Here is a 14,888-nt window from a genome sequence, read left to right as displayed (position 1 = left end):
TCAGGCCGCCATGTCGAGCTCGGAGAGCGGCAGCTCTTCGGCGACATAGTCGTAGTACAGCGCGGTGGTGTAGAGCAGGCGCATCTGGGCGCCGATCTCGCAGATCTTCAGGCAGCGCTGCTGCAGCTCGACGGTGTCCGCGTGCTCCAGCACGATCTGGTAGCCGCGCTCGCCGTGGATCTCGTCGGAGACGATATGCAGATCGAAGAACTCGACCTCTTCGTCGGTGAAGCCGTACTTCTCGCGCAGGGTCGGGGTCTGGCGGCGATAGATCGACGGCACCTGAGACTCCAGGCCGACGACCAGGGCGGCCACGGCAACCACCGGATGCTCGCGCATGGCGACGGCGTAGCACCAGCTCTGCAGGCCACGCGTGGTGGGTGACATGTTGTCCGGGTTCTCGACACGCTCGCGGGTGGTGCCGCAGGCCTCGGCGAAGCGGATCAGCAGGTCGGTGTGACGATCGCCGCCGAGCTCTTCCTCGTACATGTTCTGCAGCAGGAAGTCCTTGGCCTCGGTGTAGCTCTCCGGGGTGTTGGCATAGATGTAGGCCAGGTAGTCGGCAAACGGACCCACGTAGTGGTAGTGGTTCTCGGCCCAGCGGGCGAGGTGGTCACGGGACAGCTTGCCGCTGGCCCAGGCCACGCTGAACGGGGCCTTGTTGGCGCTCTTGCCCTTGATGGCTTCTTCGAGTGCGGTGCGGAATTCGTCGCGATTCATCAACTGTGCCATGGGGAGGACTCCTGTTCGTCGCTCTTGCGCCGCCTGACCATCAGGCCGCGCTCTTGTTGTTGGCTGTCATGGTGCCGGCCATTCGCCGGGTTTCGCTGAATGGCTCATGGTATACCAAAAGCCATGAATGCAGCGTAATTTCCCCTCGGCTGGCCTGTCAAGGCTTTTTCTGACCTGGGTCAATATTTTCTATGTGCGCTTGCGGTAAGGCTCTGTTGCTGGCAGGAGGGCCGCGCTGCTGCGCGGCTGGTGGCCGCCTGTTCGGTATCGGGGCATGGGGAGAAGAAAGGGTGCGGTTAGATCCTATGCAGGAGTACGGTATACCAATTGATGTGGTATACCAAGATTGTGTGCCCTATCGGGAGGTATAGGGATGCCGCTTCAAGGGGTGTCGATCCGGGTCACGCGGCCGCGTAATCGCGCTTCCAGCGGACTCAGGTCGGCCTCGATGTCGCTGGGCCAGCCCACGGTGAGAATGACTCCGTCGCTGGCATAATCGACAGCAATCACCGGCGTGCCGCGGCTTTCTAGCCAGGTGCGGGCCTCGGCCTCGCCGGCGAAGTCGACCCTGAGCCTGAAGGCGGTGCGCTCGACCATTTCCCGCCTGGGCAGTGACTCCAGCGCCCTGGCCACGGCCTGGGCGTAGGCGCGGGCCAGCCCGCCGGTGCCGAGCTTGGTGCCGCCGAAATAGCGGGTCACAACGCAGCCTACCTGGCCCAGGCCGGCACCTTCCAACACCTGGAACATGGGACGGCCTGCCGTTCCTCCCGGCTCGCCGTCGTCGGAGAAGCCGATGGCGTTCTGTTCGCCGGGTGGGCCGGCAATGTAGGCGCTGCAGTGATGGCTGGCATTGGGGTGGGTGCGTCTCGCTGCCGTCAGCAGAGCGTCGAAGGCGGCTACGTCGGGCGCATGGCAGAGCCAGGCGATGAAGCGGCTGCGCTCGACTTCGATGACACTCTCCTGCCAGGCATCGGGAGCTAGGTCGGGTACCGGATAGCGCATCAGTGGGTCAGCTCGGGACCGTCCTGCTGACGTACCACGCCCATCACCATGCCCAGTACCTGGATATCGCTGTTCTTGAGGTAGATCGGCGCCATGTTCTCGTTGGCAGGCTGCAGGCGAACGCCGTTCTTCTCGATATAGAGCTTTTTCAGCGTCACTTCCTGCTGGTTGATCAGCACCACGGCGGTCTCGCCGTTTTCCGCGCTTTCCTGACGCTCGATGATGATCACGTCGCCGTCGAAGATATTGCAGTCGACCATCGAGTCGCCGCGCACGCGCAGGGCGTAGGTGTTGCGCCTCACCATGCAGGCCGGTGCACGAATGGCGCCCCCGCTGGGGCAGGCTTCGATGGGCAGGCCCGCCGAGACGTCCCCCAGCAGGGGCACTTCGACGAGGTCGTTGGCGTCGACGCTGGCCCAGGAGGTCGCGATGGGCAGGTTGGGGCGTCGGAAAAGGTAGTGCATGGAAGGTGTTGGCATTGGCAGTTCCCCCCTGTCTACGAACCTGTTGAAATGTACAGGTTGCTTGCATCATATCAGGCGCTACGGCACTGGCAAGTTCCGTCGCCTCGCTGTTGCCTTGACTTGGGGCAAGGGTGGCGCCGTGCCGCACCTCGATTGCTGGCAGGAAAACGGCATTTCAGTGTAGCATTTGCTGGAAATTTACCCATATCTGGAGAGTGCCGTTGAGCCTGCGTCTACAAGCGCAAAGCCTGGCCTGCGAACGTGATGACCGCTGGCTGTTCCAGGATCTCGACCTGGACATCCACGCCGGCGAGATCGTCCGTGTAGAGGGTCCCAACGGCAGTGGCAAGACCACTCTGCTGAAGATCCTCTCCGGTCAACTGGCGGACTATGAAGGCGAGCTGTTCTGGAATGAGCTGCCCATGCGTGAAGCGCGTGACTCCTTCCTCTCGAACCTGCTTTACCTGGGCCACGCGCCCGGCGTCAAGGCGGCGCTGACTCCACTGGAGAATCTGGCCTGGTACCAGGCGCTGGCCGGACACGGGCCCGATGAGGAGTCGCGCTACGCGGCGCTCGAGGAGGTTGGGCTGGGAGGCTTCGAGGACGTCCCGGCGGGGCAGCTCTCGGCCGGGCAGCAGCGCCGCGTGGCACTGGCGCGGCTGCTGCTTACCCCGCGTCCGCTGTGGGTGCTCGACGAACCTTTCACCGCCATCGACCGCGACGGTGTCGCGGCGCTCGAGCAGCGCCTGGTGGGGCATGCCCGCCGTGGCGGCTGTGTACTGGTCACCACGCACCATGAGCTATCGCCATGTGCCGAACTGCGCCGCATCCGTCTCGGCGGGGGAGGGGACGATGTCGGTGTCTGAAGGCACGCTCGCCAAGGAGGTCGCGGTGACGCGCGAGGAACCTCGTGGCGGCCTCGCTGTCGCAGTGTGGGCCACGCTCAAGCGGGATCTCGTGTTGCTGCTGCGGCGGCGCAGCGAAGTGCTCAATCCGCTGGTGTTCTTCGCGCTGGTAATCACCCTGTTCCCGATCGGTATCTCCCCCGATCCGGCGCTGCTCGCGGCCATCGCGCCCGGCTTGCTATGGGTGGCAGCACTGCTGGCGGCCCTGCTGTCGCTGGACAGCCTGTTCCGGGCCGATTACGACGATGGCTCGCTGGAGCAACTGCTGCTGACGCCCCAGCCGCTGGCGCTGCTGGCCCTGGCCAAGGTGACAGTGCACTGGCTGCTCACCGGGCTGCCCCTGGCGCTGATGGCGCCGATCCTCGGGATCATGCTGGCACTACCGGCAGGCAGCTATGCGGTATTGGCAATTTCACTGGCACTGGGAAGCGCCAGTCTCAGTCTGATTGGTGCCATCGGAGCGGCGCTGACGGTGGGGCTCTCTCGTGGCGGCGTGCTGCTCTCGCTGCTGGTGTTGCCCCTTTACATCCCGGTGCTGATCTTCGGCGCCGGAGCCGTCCAGGCGGCCATCCTCGGCGATGGCGTACTGGCGCATCTGGCGATTCTCGGCGCGCTGCTGGCGCTGGCCCTGAGCCTTGCGCCACTGGCGATCGCGGCATCGCTGCGCATCAGCATCAACGGTTGAGAGGGTGAGAGCCAATGTGGGCTTTTATTAACAAGCTGCGTTCCCCCAAGTGGTTCTATGCCATCAGCGCACGTCTGCAGCCCTGGTTCTGGGCCGCGGCACTGATTCTGATCGTCACCGGCACGATCTGGGGGCTGGCCTTCGCACCGGCCGATTATCAGCAGGGCAATAGTTTCCGCATCATCTACGTGCACGTGCCGGCGGCCTTCCTGGCCCAGTCGATCTTCGTTTCCATGGCGATCACCGGGCTGGTGTTCATGGTCTGGAAAATCAAGATCGCCGATATGGCGGCCACCGTCATGGCGCCGTTCGGCGCGGCCATGACCTTCGTCGCGCTGTTCTCCGGGGCGGTGTGGGGCGTGCCTACCTGGGGCACCTGGTGGATGTGGGACGCGCGTCTCACCTCGATGCTGATCCTGCTGTTCCTCTACTTGGGCGTGATCGCCCTGCGTGGCGCCTTCTCCAGTCGCGACAGCGCCTCGCGTGCGGCTTCGGTGCTGGCCATGGTGGGTGTCATCAATATCCCGATCATCAAATACTCGGTGGACTGGTGGTACACCCTGCACCAGCCGGCAACCTTCACCATCACCGGGCGTGTCGGCATGCCGATGGAGATGTGGCTGCCGTTGCTGATCATGGTGCTCGGCTTCTACAGCTTCTTCATTGCACTGGTCCTGACCCGCACGCGCAGCGAGATTCTGCGTCGCGAATCCAGCAAGCGCTGGGTACGTGAACTGGCCGAGGAGGTCAACTGATGGCTTTCGACACCTTCCAGGAACTACTCGCCATGGGCGGTCACGCGCCCTACGTCTGGTCGGCCTGGGGCGTGACCGCCGCCCTCATGCTGGGCATCGTCTTTCATGCTCGCGCCGAGCGCCGCCAGCTGATGCGTCAGCTGCAGCGTCGCGCTCGCCGCGAGGCGCGCCACGGCGGACGTACCGCCGGGCCAATACCGGTTCAAACTAGCAAGGGTGGGTGTACCAATGACGCCTAAACGCAAGCAGAAGCTGTTCATGTTCCTCGGCCTGGTCTCACTCGCGGCGATTGCCGTGGGTCTGACGCTCTATGCGCTGAGGGCCAATATCAACCTGTTCTTCAGTCCGATTCAGATCGCCGCGGGGGATGCCCCCTTCGAACGTCAGATCCGTGCCGGTGGCATGGTCCGCGAGGGCAGCGTCTATCGCAATCCGGACAGCCTGGACGTGGAGTTCACCGTGACCGACTACGTCGAGGACGTGCGCGTCCACTATAGTGGTATCCTCCCCGACCTGTTCCGTGAAGGGCAGGGCGTGGTGGTAGTGGGCCAGCTTCAGCATGACGGCTACATCAAGGCCGACCAGGTGCTGGCGCGCCACGACGAGAACTACATGCCCCCCGAGGTGGCAGAGGCGCTGGAGGCCGCCGGTTACTCACCCGCGGACTTCCAGCAGAAGGCCGCCAAGATAGCCGAACGCATCGAAGAGGGTGAGGCGCAAGAAGGCGCTAGCCAGTACTGAGCCGGAGTACCCATGCAGATCCAGATGATTCCCGAAATCGGCCACTTCGCCCTCGTCATTGCGCTGCTGTTCGCCGTAGTGCAGTCGGTGGTGCCACTGGCCGGTGCGACGCTGCGCCGGCCGCTGTGGATGGCTTATGCCCGGCCCATGGCGGCCGGCCAGTTCCTGTTCGTCGCCATCGCCTATGCGGCGCTGACCGCCAGCTACATGCTGGACGACTTCAGCGTGCTCAACGTGGCCAACAACTCCAACTCCATGCTGCCCTGGTACTACAAGTTCAGTGCGGTATGGGGCAACCATGAGGGCTCCGTGCTGCTGTGGAGCCTGATGCTGGCCGGCTGGGGCTACTTTGCCGTGCGCTATTCACGCGAGCTGCCGCGGGACATGGTGGCACGCGTCATCAGTGTACTGGGCATGGTCTGCGTGGGTTTCCTGCTGTTCATCCTGGTCACCTCCAATCCGTTCGAGCGGCTGCTGCCGCAAATGCCGCAGGACGGCGCGGACCTCAACCCGCTGCTGCAGGACATCGGCCTGATCATGCATCCGCCGGCGCTCTACATGGGCTACGTCGGCTTCTCGGTGGTCTTTGCCTTCGCCATCGCCGCACTGATCGGCGGTCGCCTGGACGCCGCCTGGGCGCGCTGGGCACGCCCCTGGACCAACCTCGCCTGGGCCTTCCTTACCGTGGGCATCGCGCTGGGCAGCTGGTGGGCCTACTACGAGCTGGGCTGGGGCGGCTGGTGGTTCTGGGATCCGGTCGAGAACGCCTCGCTGCTGCCCTGGTTGACCGGCACCGCGCTGATGCACTCGCTGGCGGTGACCGAGAAGCGCGGCTCGTTCAAGAGCTGGACCCTGCTGCTGGCGATCACCACCTTCTCGCTGTCGCTGCTGGGGACCTTCCTGGTGCGCTCCGGCGTGCTGACCTCGGTGCATGCCTTCGCCAACGACCCCTCGCGCGGCTTCTTCATCCTGATGCTGCTGGGGATTACCGTGGGGCTGTCGCTGTTGATCTTCGCCCTGCGCGCGCCGCGGGTCAGCCACAAGGTGGGCTTCGGCTGGCTGTCCCGCGACGCCATGCTGCTGATCAACAACATCATGCTGGTGATCCTGACCGTCACCGTGCTGCTGGGCACCGTCTACCCGCTGCTGCTCGACGCCCTCGACCTGGGCAAGATCAGCGTTGGCCCTCCCTACTTCAACGCCCTGTTCGTGCCGCTGACGCTGCTCATGTGCGTGTTCATGGGGCTGGGGCCGATCTCGCGCTGGAAGGACACCACCAGCAAGCTGCTGATCCAACGCCTGTGGCTCGCCGCTGCCGTCTCGGTGGTACTGGGCATGGCGCTGCCGCTGATCTTTGCCGAGCGCTGGAGCGCGCCGGTGGCGATCGGCCTGATCGCCGCACTGTGGATCGTGTTACCCATGGTGCGCGACCTCTACGACAAGACCCGCCACTCCACGTCGGTCATGGCCGGCCTCAAGAAGCTGTCGCTGGCCTACTGGGGCATGCAGCTGGGCCACCTGGGCGTGGCGGTGACCATCGTCGGCGTAGCGGTAGTATCGAACTACAACATCGAGCGCAACGTGCGTATGAGCGTCGGCGACCACGTCAGCGTGGCCGGTTACACCTTCACCATGACCGACCTTGCCAGCCGCCGCGGGCCCAACTTCCTGGCCGACCGCGCGGTGATCGAGGTGCAGCGCGACGGCAGCAGTCGTACCTTCAACATGCACCCCGAGAAGCGGCTCTACATCGCCCGCGGCATGCCGATGACCCAGGTTGCCCTGCGGCCGGGCTTCTTCCGTGACCTCTACGTGGCCATGGGCGAGGATCTCGGCGACGACAGCTGGGCCATGCGCGTGCAGTACAAGCCGTTCGTGCGCTGGCTGTGGCTGGGTGGCCTGCTGATGGCCATCGGTGGCGTGCTTGCGGTGGTCGACAAGCGCTATCGGCGCCTGGCCACCGCGCCCGATCCTGAGCAGGCAGCGGCGACAGCCAAGCCCGAAGGCAAGGGCCGGGAGGCGACCGCATGAACCGGCGTTTGTTACTCCTGTTGCCGCTGATCGGCTTCCTGGGGTTGTCGCTGTTCCTCTACAAGGGCCTGTCGCTGGATCCCTTCCACCGCGACTCGGCGCTGATGGCCCGCGACTTCCCCGAGTTCGACCTGGCAACGCTGGAAGATCCGGAGCGACGCGTCGACCGCTCGCTGCTGGCCAACGGTGAAGTCACCCTGGTCAACGTCTGGGGCGAGTGGTGCCCGGAGTGCAGGCGCGAGATGCCCCAACTGCTCGACCTGGCGGATCGCGGCATTCGCATGGTGGGGGTCAACTACAAGGACACCCGCGAGAAGGGCATCGGCTTCCTGCAGGACTTCGGTAACCCGTTCGAGGTGAACATCTTCGACCCGGACGGCGAGCTGGGCTTCGAGCTGGGTGTCTACGGCGCGCCGGAGACCTTCTTGGTCGACCGCGATGGCATCATCCGCTATCACCATACTGGCTATATCTCGGCCAGTGACATACGTGACCACGTCCTGCCGGAGGTGCAGAAATGGCAGTGATTCGATTCGTCCTCGCCGGCCTCATGATGCTGCTGGCTGCGGGCACCCTTCAGGCAGGCGGCATCGAGGTGCGTGAATTCGACGACCCGGTAATGGAACAGCGCTACCGCAGTCTCACCGCTTCGCTGCGCTGCCCCACCTGCGAGAACCAGGCCATCAACGATTCCGATGCGCCGGTGTCGCGCGACATGCGCGATCGCGTCTACATGATGCTCAAGGATGGCCGCGCCGACATGGAAATACGCGATCACATGGTCGAGCGCTTCGGCAACTACGTGCTCTACAACCCGCGCCTGGAAGGGCGCACCTTCCTGCTCTGGGGGCTGCCCGCCGGCCTGGTGCTGCTTGGAGGCGTGCTGGTCGCACTGGTGGTGCGTGCACGGCGGAATGCCTCAGCCCGTGAGCTCAGCGCCGAGGAGCGCGCTCGCCTCGAGGCCCTGATCAATCGCGGGAGGACCGAATGACTCTTCTTTGGCTAGCCTTTGCCATCCTACTGCTGCCCGCCCTCTGGCTGCTGGTGGCGCCGCTGCGTCGAGCCCGCCTGGTGCATGACGCCCAGCTCGATTTCGAAACCAGCGACAAGTCCGCCGAGCAGAACGTGGCGATCTATCAGCGCCGGCTGGCCTCGCTGGAGGCGGCGCTCGAGCGTGGCGACATCGACCAGGCGCGCTACGAGGAGGATCGGCTCGATCTCGACCGCAGCCTGCTGGAAGATACCGAGGGCCTGCAGCGCCGGCCGCTGCAGGCGCCGGCTGCCGGGCGCCTCGTCGTGCCACTGGTGGCGGTGGCCGTGGTGGCTGGCAGCGTGCTGTGGTATCAGCAGCACGGTGCCGAGGGCGACCTTGTCCTGTTCAACGTCTTCCAGGAGAGCGACTCCCTGCCGACCCTGGTAAGCCAGCTCGAGCAGCAGGCCGAGCGCCAGCCGGGCAACCCCAACGTCTGGTCTTCGCTCTATCCGATCTACCGTGATTCCGGCCAGGGAGAGGCGGCGCTGAACGCGCTGGAGAACCTGATCGCCATCGAGGGGCGGCTCACGTCGCTGCTGGCCCAGAAGGCGCAGCTCAAGTTCTTCAAGGCCGGCCGCAGCCTCACCGGTGAGGTGCAGGCGCTGGTCGACGAGACCCTGGCGCAGAATCCCAGCGAGCCTACGATTCTCGGCATGCTGGGTGTGCACTCCTTCGACCGGGGCGACTACGAGACGGCCGTGGATCGCTGGCGCCGGGCCATCGCCGGGATGTCTGATTCCAGCTCCGCCGAGGCCCTGCGTGAAGGCATCCAGATCGCCCAGCAGCGCATGGGCGTGGTGCCCGAGGAGCAGGAGGCGATCGTTCAGGGCAACGGCATCCATCTCAGCGTCAGTCTGGAGGAGCGCCTGCAGGGTCTGCTCGACGACGAGACCCAGGTGTTCATCATCGCCCGCGACATGGAGGGTGAGCTGCCGCCGCTGGCCGTGGCCCGGGTCACGCTGGGTGACCTGCCGACGACGCTGATCATGGACGACCGCCATGCCATGTCCAGCGATGCCTCGTTGTCCCAGGTCAGCGAAGTGCGCCTGCTGGTTCGCGCCACCCGCAGCGGTGGCACTACGCCCGAAACCGGCGACATGTATGGCGACCTGGAAGGGGTGAGAGTGGGCAACGTCGAAGGAGATCCCGTGGAGGTCGTGATCGACCGTGTCATAGAATAGCGGGATGCGACTCACCTCGATCCGCCTGAGCGGATTCAAATCCTTCGTCGACCCGGTCACGGTTCCCTTCGATGGCAACATGACCGCCATCGTCGGGCCCAACGGCTGCGGCAAGTCGAACGTCATCGACGCGGTGCGCTGGGTCATGGGCGAATCCTCGGCCAAGACCCTGCGCGGCGAGTCGATGTCCGACGTCATCTTCAACGGCTCCACCGCGCGCAAGCCGGTGGGGCAGGCCGCCATCGAGCTGCGCTTCGACAACAGCGACGGCACCATGGGCGGCATCTACGCCCAGTATGCCGAGATAGCCGTGAAGCGGCAGGTCTCCCGCGACGGCCAGTCCAGCTACTTCTTCAACGGCCAGAAATGTCGCCGCCGTGACATCGCCGACCTGTTCCTGGGCACCGGCCTGGGTCCGCGCTCCTACGCCATCATCGGCCAGGGCATGATCTCGCGGCTGATCGAGGCGCGGCCGGAGGAGCTGCGCGCCACCCTCGAGGAGGCGGCCGGCATCTCCAAGTACAAGGAACGCCGCCGCGAGACCGAAAACCGCATGCGGCGTACCCGCGAAAACCTCGAACGTCTCGACGACATACGCGAGGAGCTCGACAAGCAGCTCGAGCGGCTGCGCCGTCAGGCGGAAGCCGCGCGGCGCTACCAGACCCTCAAGCAGGAGGAGCACCGTCTCAAGGGCGAGCTGGCGCTGCTGCGTGGCCGCGCCCTGCGGGCTCGCCAGCGTGAAGAAGAGCACCGCGTGCGGGACCTCGAGACCGCCGTCGAGCGTGAGGTTCTCGGCCTGCGCCAGTGCGAGACCCGCCTCGAGGAAGCCCGCGCCGATCACGACACCCTTGCCGAGACGCTCGAAGCTCGCCAGGCGCGTTTCTTCGAGACCACCGGGGCCATTGCCCGGATAGAGCAGAGCCTGGAGCATGCCCGCAGTCGCGAGGGGCAGCTGGCACGCGATCTGGAAAGCGCTCGCCAGGAGCTGACCGAGCTCGACCGTCTCGGCGAGCACGACCGCGAACGGCTGTCGCGTCTCGACGAGCGCCTCGAAAGCCTGCAGCCCGAGCAGGAGGAAGTGGCCGAACAGCTGGCCGAACTCGAGGCGATGCTGGAAGAGGCCGAGCCTGCCGCGGAAGAGGCCGACCACGCCTTTGACGTCTTCAGCGAAGGCTGGCGTGAATCCAGTCGTGATGCCGAGCGCAGCCAGGACCGCCTGCGCGAGCTGGAGAGCCGGCTTGCCCGAACCGAGGCCGACGCTCAGCGACGTCGCCAGCAGCAGCATGAGCTGCCTGACCTGGCCGAGCTGACCGCGCGGCGCGACGAACTCAAGGAGCGCCTGGCAGAGCTTGGCCTGGCCCAGGAGGAGCTCGAGTCGCGTCGTGAACGGCTCCAGGCCGTCCGTGAAGAGGCCCGTGACGGCATCGCCACCCAGGAGGGTGAGCGTGAGACCGAGCGCAGCCGGCGCAGCAGCCTGCAGGGCGAGCTGGCCTCACTCGACGCCTTGATCCAGGCGGCCCTCGATGACCCCGATGACGCCCTGACCGATCACTTGGCCGCTCATGAGCTGGGCGAGTTGCCCCGTCTGGGCGAATCCCTCGAAGTCGAGCCGGGCTGGGAGGCCAGTGTCTCCTGGGTTCTGGCTCCCTGGCTCAAGGCGCGCCTGGCATCCCTCGAGACTTTCCGCCCGGCCAGCGTTGGGCCACCTGCCGAACTCGGCGCCCTGGCACCTCATGCCGAGATCGAAGCCGCCCCGGACAGCCTGGCCGCCCGGGTGCGCGGTGCCGGTGCCGCCGCGGCCTGGCTGGCGCCGATCCGCTGCGTGGAGAGTGACGAGCTGGCCTGGGCCGAGCGCCAAGGCCTCGACGCCGGCGAGAGCCTGATCACACCCGAGGGCCTGTGGCTGGGGCGCGACTGGGTTCGGCACCGCGGCCAGGGGGCCGGTCCGGATGCGTTGCTGGTCAGCCGACGGCGCTTCGAGCAGGCGGCGGCAGAGCTCGACAAGCTCGAGACCCGCCTGGCTGCCCGCGACCAGGCGATCGAGGCCGAGCGCGAGCGTGCCGAACGGGCCGAGCACGAACTCGAGGCAATCCGCCAGGAGGAACGGCGCCTGGCCGGTGAGCAACAGCAGCTGGCCGTACAGGACAGCGGGCTGGCCAGCCGCCTCGAGCACCTGCAGGGGCGCGCCGGTGAGCTGGCCGAAGAGCTGGCCGCTCTGGACGAGGCCCGAGAGGAGACACGGCTGGCCATCGAGGAGGCACGCGAGCGCTGGCAGCAGGCCATGGCCCGGCTGGAGGCGGGTGCCGAGCAGCGCGAGCGGCTGGAGCGCGCGCGCGGTGAGGCGCGTGAACGGCTGGCCTCGCTGCGTGCCCGCCAGCGTCCGTTGCAGGAGCGAGCCCAGCAGCTGGCGCTGGAGTACCAGCGCTTGAGCACCGAGCGTGCCGGCCTGGCCGAACAGCAAGGGCGCAGCAGAGACACCCGCGAACGCCTGCTGGCGCGCTGTGAGGAGCTGACCGAAACCCTCGAGCAGCTGCGCGAGCCCGATGAAGAGCAGCGCGAACGGCTTGATGAATTGCTGTATCGGCGCGAAGGGGACGAGCGTGCCCTCAACGAGACCAAGGCGCGTGCCGCCGAACTGGTCGAGCGGCTGCGTGAGGACGAGCTGGCGCGGCAGAACCACGAGCGCAATCTCGAGGGCATCCGCGAACGCCTGCAGGAGGCGCGCATGCAGGTCCAGGCGCTGGCGCTGAAGGCAGAGACCCAGGACGAACAGCTAGCCGAGCTGGGCCATCAGGCTGAGGCGCTGGAGACGCAGCTGGATCTCAACGCCACCGAGTCGGCCTGGCAGACCCGCCTCGAGGAGGTCGGTGAGCGCATCCGCCGCCTCGGGGCGATCAACCTGGCGGCCATCGAGGAGTATGACCAGCAGGCCGAGCGGCGGGACTACCTCGAGGCCCAGCAGGCCGAGTTGAATGAGGCACTGGAGACCCTCGAGCGAGCCATACGTCGCATCGACCAGGAGACCCGGACGCGTTTTCGCGACACCTTCCAGCGAGTCAACGAGGGTCTGCAGTCGCTTTTTCCGCGAGTCTTCGGTGGTGGAACCGCATGGTTGACGCTGACCGGAGAGGATTTGCTCGACACTGGTGTTGCCATCATGGCAAGACCTCCGGGAAAGAAGAACAGCACGATTCATCTTCTCTCGGGAGGGGAAAAGGCATTGACGGCATTGTCGCTGGTCTTTGCTATCTTCCAGCTCAATCCGGCTCCTTTCTGCATGCTCGATGAAGTCGACGCCCCGCTCGATGATGCCAACGTAGGACGCTATGCCAAATTGGTGAAAGACATGTCCGACTCGGTTCAGTTCATCTATATCACCCACAACAAGATCGCCATGGAGGCCGCCGAAAGATTGATGGGAGTCACCATGCAAGAGCCCGGCGTCTCACGTCTGGTGGCGGTCGGCGTGGAAGAAGCGGCGGCGCTGGCCGAGGCATGAAAAGGGCTTGAAAGCGAGCGCCAAACGCGATATCAGAAGACACATCACGGTCATGCAGCAGTTAGAAGAAGCGAATTGACAGGGAAAGGCGCAGGGTCATTTTGACTCTCAGGCGATAATGCCGGGGCTTGACAAACAAAAAAAGTGGCCTTTTTTTCGGCAATCGCGCTATGCTGTTTACGAACATCCATCCGGCATGGCGCCCTAGTGATAGGCAAGACGACCCATGGAACTTAGAGAATGGCTGATCATTCTGGGGCTGGCCCTGGTGACGCTCATCGTTATTGATGGAGTGCGTCGCCTCAAACGCCAGCGCCGAGTGCCCCGCCTGGACCAGGTAGGGGATAACAACAACCCAGTCAAAGGCCAGGAAGAGGCCGGCGACGATGCCAACTGGGAGCTGCCCAATGGCGGTGCTCGGGTAGTCAAGCCGGCGAGTTATTCGCAGGTGCAGACGAAACCCAAGCTCGAACGCCAGGAGCACCCCGGGCCTTCGCGGGTGCTGGCGGGCCTGAAAGGCGCCGAAGCCGAGGCGCGGGCAAACCCCGGGCCGGCATCCGTTGCCGAGGCCGCTGGAGCCAGCGCCATGACGGGAGCCCCCAGTGAAGCGGCAGCGGCAGAACCTGCCGAGGTCGAGGTGAGCCGCGAGCGCGTCGAGCCTGAGGTTGGCCTGGGCAATGCCGATACGCCCCCCTCACGCCAGGCTGAAAGCGCAACCCCCGCTCCCGATCCCCAACCTGAAGCGGCTGTCCAGCAGCAGGCCGAGCCGGAGCCTGCCGAGCCGCGCCGCGAGCCCACCCTTTCCGCCCTGGACGATGCCGAGCTCGAAGAGACGGCGCCGCGGGTCAGCGCCGAGCCGCTGGCCGCCGACCCCGACGATCATGACACGCGCCACGACGAGGACGAGGACGAGCGTTACCGGCTGGTCGACCTCGAGGGCATGGGCCATTCGATCAAGAGCGGCTCGCTTCGCATGGGGCAATCGGTCCAGCGCTTCGGCCTTTCCATGCAGCAGCGTCTGGCGAAGCGCCGCGAGCAGAAGCAGGAGGAAAAGGCGCGGCGCGAGAAGGCACGAGCCGAGAAGGCTGCCCTCGAAGCCCAGCGTCAGCGTGAGGCCGCCGAGGCCCAGGCCGCACGGGAAGCCGAGCGACGTCGCCTGGAAGCCGAGGCCATAGAAATGGCCGATGACGACGATCCGCTGTTCGCCCCGCCGCGTGCAAGGTCACGGGAGAGCGCGTTCGAGGAGCCCGTCGAACACCCTCAGCCGGTGGCCTCAGCCGCCACCGTCGAAGCCGTCAACATCGACGACGAGGTGGTTCGCGCCCATCCGACCCTGGCCCGGGCGCTGCGCCACAACGTCAGCGCCGAGCGCGCCCGCGAGACATTGAGCCAGGCCGACGAGATCATCGTCATCAGCGTGCTATCGCGCGACGACGAAGGCTTCTCCGGCGAGGCACTGCTCGACCTGATGCTGGCCTGCGGCCTGCGTTACAGCAGCGACATGGGGATCTTCCACCGCTTCGAGACCGAGGATCCCGACAGCGAGCTGCAGTTCTCCATGGTCAACGTGCTCAAGCCGGGTACCTTCCCGATCGAGGCAATGGACGAGTTTCGTACTCCCGGCGTCACCTTGCTGATGCCTCTGCCGGGAGCGCTGGATACCGCTGCGGCCTTCGAGGCGATGGTCGAGACCGCGATGGTCATCGTGCGTAACCTGGGTGGCGAGCTGAAGGACGAGAACCACAGCGTGATGACTGCGCAGACCGTGGAGTTTGCCCGCCAGCGCGTGCAGGAGTTCGAGCGCCGCAACCGCCTCAACCGCTATCAGGTGAATTGATACCTGTTCGAGTGCCATGCCGC

14 protein-coding genes are annotated in these 14,888 nt (G+C 65.7%); 11 read left to right on the top strand and 3 right to left on the bottom strand.

Annotation, left to right across the window (positions count from 1 at the left end):
• From H1D44_RS03980 to H1D44_RS03970, 3 genes are all read right to left on the bottom strand, one after another.
• The gene (locus H1D44_RS03980) at positions 1 to 732 is read right to left on the bottom strand and encodes an iron-containing redox enzyme family protein (RefSeq protein WP_181513565.1); all 732 of its coding nucleotides are present in this window, start codon (positions 730 to 732) and stop codon (positions 1 to 3) included.
• A 381-nt stretch (positions 733 to 1,113) separates the two neighbouring features.
• On the bottom strand, positions 1,114 to 1,734 hold the full coding sequence (locus H1D44_RS03975; protein WP_181513564.1) for an IMPACT family protein: 621 nt from the start codon (positions 1,732 to 1,734) through the stop codon (positions 1,114 to 1,116).
• Complete coding sequence (locus H1D44_RS03970) at positions 1,734 to 2,213, bottom strand: LexA family protein (protein ID WP_181513563.1); 480 nt, start codon at positions 2,211 to 2,213, stop codon at positions 1,734 to 1,736. The genes H1D44_RS03975 and H1D44_RS03970 overlap by 1 nt, the downstream gene beginning before the upstream one ends.
• A 206-nt stretch (positions 2,214 to 2,419) precedes the next feature.
• On the opposite strand from H1D44_RS03970, the gene ccmA reads away from it, so the two are divergent.
• The 11 genes from ccmA (at position 2,420) to zipA (ending at position 14,865) form a co-directional block, all read left to right on the top strand.
• On the top strand, positions 2,420 to 3,064 hold the full coding sequence (gene ccmA / locus H1D44_RS03965; RefSeq protein WP_181513562.1) for a cytochrome c biogenesis heme-transporting ATPase CcmA: 645 nt from the start codon (positions 2,420 to 2,422) through the stop codon (positions 3,062 to 3,064).
• The gene (ccmB, locus tag H1D44_RS03960) at positions 3,051 to 3,788 is read left to right on the top strand and encodes a heme exporter protein CcmB (RefSeq protein ID WP_181513561.1); all 738 of its coding nucleotides are present in this window, start codon (positions 3,051 to 3,053) and stop codon (positions 3,786 to 3,788) included. Before ccmA ends, ccmB begins: the two co-directional genes overlap by 14 nt.
• A gap of 14 nt (positions 3,789 to 3,802) precedes the next feature.
• A complete protein-coding gene (locus H1D44_RS03955) occupies positions 3,803 to 4,543 on the top strand; it encodes a heme ABC transporter permease (protein ID WP_181513560.1) in 741 nt (246 codons plus the stop codon).
• Positions 4,543 to 4,782 carry a heme exporter protein CcmD gene (gene ccmD / locus H1D44_RS03950; RefSeq protein ID WP_181513559.1) on the top strand — a complete coding sequence of 80 codons (240 nt, stop codon included), beginning with the start codon at positions 4,543 to 4,545 and terminating at the stop codon, positions 4,780 to 4,782. Before H1D44_RS03955 ends, ccmD begins: the two co-directional genes overlap by 1 nt.
• A complete protein-coding gene (gene ccmE / locus H1D44_RS03945; RefSeq protein WP_181513558.1) occupies positions 4,772 to 5,284 on the top strand; it encodes a cytochrome c maturation protein CcmE in 513 nt (170 codons plus the stop codon). Before ccmD ends, ccmE begins: the two co-directional genes overlap by 11 nt.
• Positions 5,285 to 5,296: 12 nt before the next feature.
• Entirely contained in the window at positions 5,297 to 7,315 is a 2,019-nt protein-coding gene (locus H1D44_RS03940; RefSeq protein WP_181513557.1) for a heme lyase CcmF/NrfE family subunit, read from the top strand.
• Positions 7,312 to 7,842: a DsbE family thiol:disulfide interchange protein gene (locus H1D44_RS03935; RefSeq protein ID WP_181513556.1), complete on the top strand. Its 531-nt coding sequence runs from the start codon at positions 7,312 to 7,314 to the stop codon at positions 7,840 to 7,842. Before H1D44_RS03940 ends, H1D44_RS03935 begins: the two co-directional genes overlap by 4 nt.
• Positions 7,833 to 8,306 carry a cytochrome c-type biogenesis protein gene (locus H1D44_RS03930; RefSeq protein ID WP_181513555.1) on the top strand — a complete coding sequence of 158 codons (474 nt, stop codon included), beginning with the start codon at positions 7,833 to 7,835 and terminating at the stop codon, positions 8,304 to 8,306. Before H1D44_RS03935 ends, H1D44_RS03930 begins: the two co-directional genes overlap by 10 nt.
• Positions 8,303 to 9,529 carry a c-type cytochrome biogenesis protein CcmI gene (gene ccmI, locus H1D44_RS03925; protein ID WP_181513554.1) on the top strand — a complete coding sequence of 409 codons (1,227 nt, stop codon included), beginning with the start codon at positions 8,303 to 8,305 and terminating at the stop codon, positions 9,527 to 9,529. The genes H1D44_RS03930 and ccmI overlap by 4 nt, the downstream gene beginning before the upstream one ends.
• A 4-nt stretch (positions 9,530 to 9,533) precedes the next feature.
• Positions 9,534 to 13,028, top strand: coding sequence for a chromosome segregation protein SMC (smc, locus tag H1D44_RS03920; RefSeq protein ID WP_181513553.1), 3,495 nt, complete (start codon positions 9,534 to 9,536; stop codon positions 13,026 to 13,028).
• A 226-nt stretch (positions 13,029 to 13,254) separates the two neighbouring features.
• A complete protein-coding gene (zipA, locus tag H1D44_RS03915; protein ID WP_181513552.1) occupies positions 13,255 to 14,865 on the top strand; it encodes a cell division protein ZipA in 1,611 nt (536 codons plus the stop codon).
• The last annotated feature ends 23 nt before the right edge of the window (positions 14,866 to 14,888 follow it).

It is taken from the genome of Billgrantia kenyensis (assembly GCF_013697085.1).
In the GTDB taxonomy this organism is placed as follows: Bacteria; Pseudomonadota; Gammaproteobacteria; order Pseudomonadales; family Halomonadaceae; genus Halomonas; species Halomonas kenyensis.
This window is presented reverse-complemented; position numbering and strand designations above follow the sequence as displayed.

Excerpts from the sequence above, each read along its gene's own strand:
- H1D44_RS03980 (WP_181513565.1), bottom strand. The coding sequence starts at position 732 with ATGGCACAGTTGATGAATCGCGACGAATTCCGCACCGCACTCGAAGAA.
- H1D44_RS03975 (WP_181513564.1), bottom strand. The coding sequence starts at position 1,734 with ATGCGCTATCCGGTACCCGACCTAGCTCCCGATGCCTGGCAGGAGAGT.
- H1D44_RS03970 (WP_181513563.1), bottom strand. The coding sequence starts at position 2,213 with ATGCCAACACCTTCCATGCACTACCTTTTCCGACGCCCCAACCTGCCC.
- ccmB (WP_181513561.1), top strand. The coding sequence starts at position 3,051 with ATGTCGGTGTCTGAAGGCACGCTCGCCAAGGAGGTCGCGGTGACGCGC.
- H1D44_RS03955 (WP_181513560.1), top strand. The coding sequence starts at position 3,803 with ATGTGGGCTTTTATTAACAAGCTGCGTTCCCCCAAGTGGTTCTATGCC.
- ccmD (WP_181513559.1), top strand. The coding sequence starts at position 4,543 with ATGGCTTTCGACACCTTCCAGGAACTACTCGCCATGGGCGGTCACGCG.
- ccmE (WP_181513558.1), top strand. The coding sequence starts at position 4,772 with ATGACGCCTAAACGCAAGCAGAAGCTGTTCATGTTCCTCGGCCTGGTC.
- H1D44_RS03940 (WP_181513557.1), top strand. The coding sequence starts at position 5,297 with ATGCAGATCCAGATGATTCCCGAAATCGGCCACTTCGCCCTCGTCATT.
- H1D44_RS03935 (WP_181513556.1), top strand. The coding sequence starts at position 7,312 with ATGAACCGGCGTTTGTTACTCCTGTTGCCGCTGATCGGCTTCCTGGGG.
- H1D44_RS03930 (WP_181513555.1), top strand. The coding sequence starts at position 7,833 with ATGGCAGTGATTCGATTCGTCCTCGCCGGCCTCATGATGCTGCTGGCT.
- ccmI (WP_181513554.1), top strand. The coding sequence starts at position 8,303 with ATGACTCTTCTTTGGCTAGCCTTTGCCATCCTACTGCTGCCCGCCCTC.
- smc (WP_181513553.1), top strand. The coding sequence starts at position 9,534 with ATGCGACTCACCTCGATCCGCCTGAGCGGATTCAAATCCTTCGTCGAC.
- zipA (WP_181513552.1), top strand. The coding sequence starts at position 13,255 with ATGGAACTTAGAGAATGGCTGATCATTCTGGGGCTGGCCCTGGTGACG.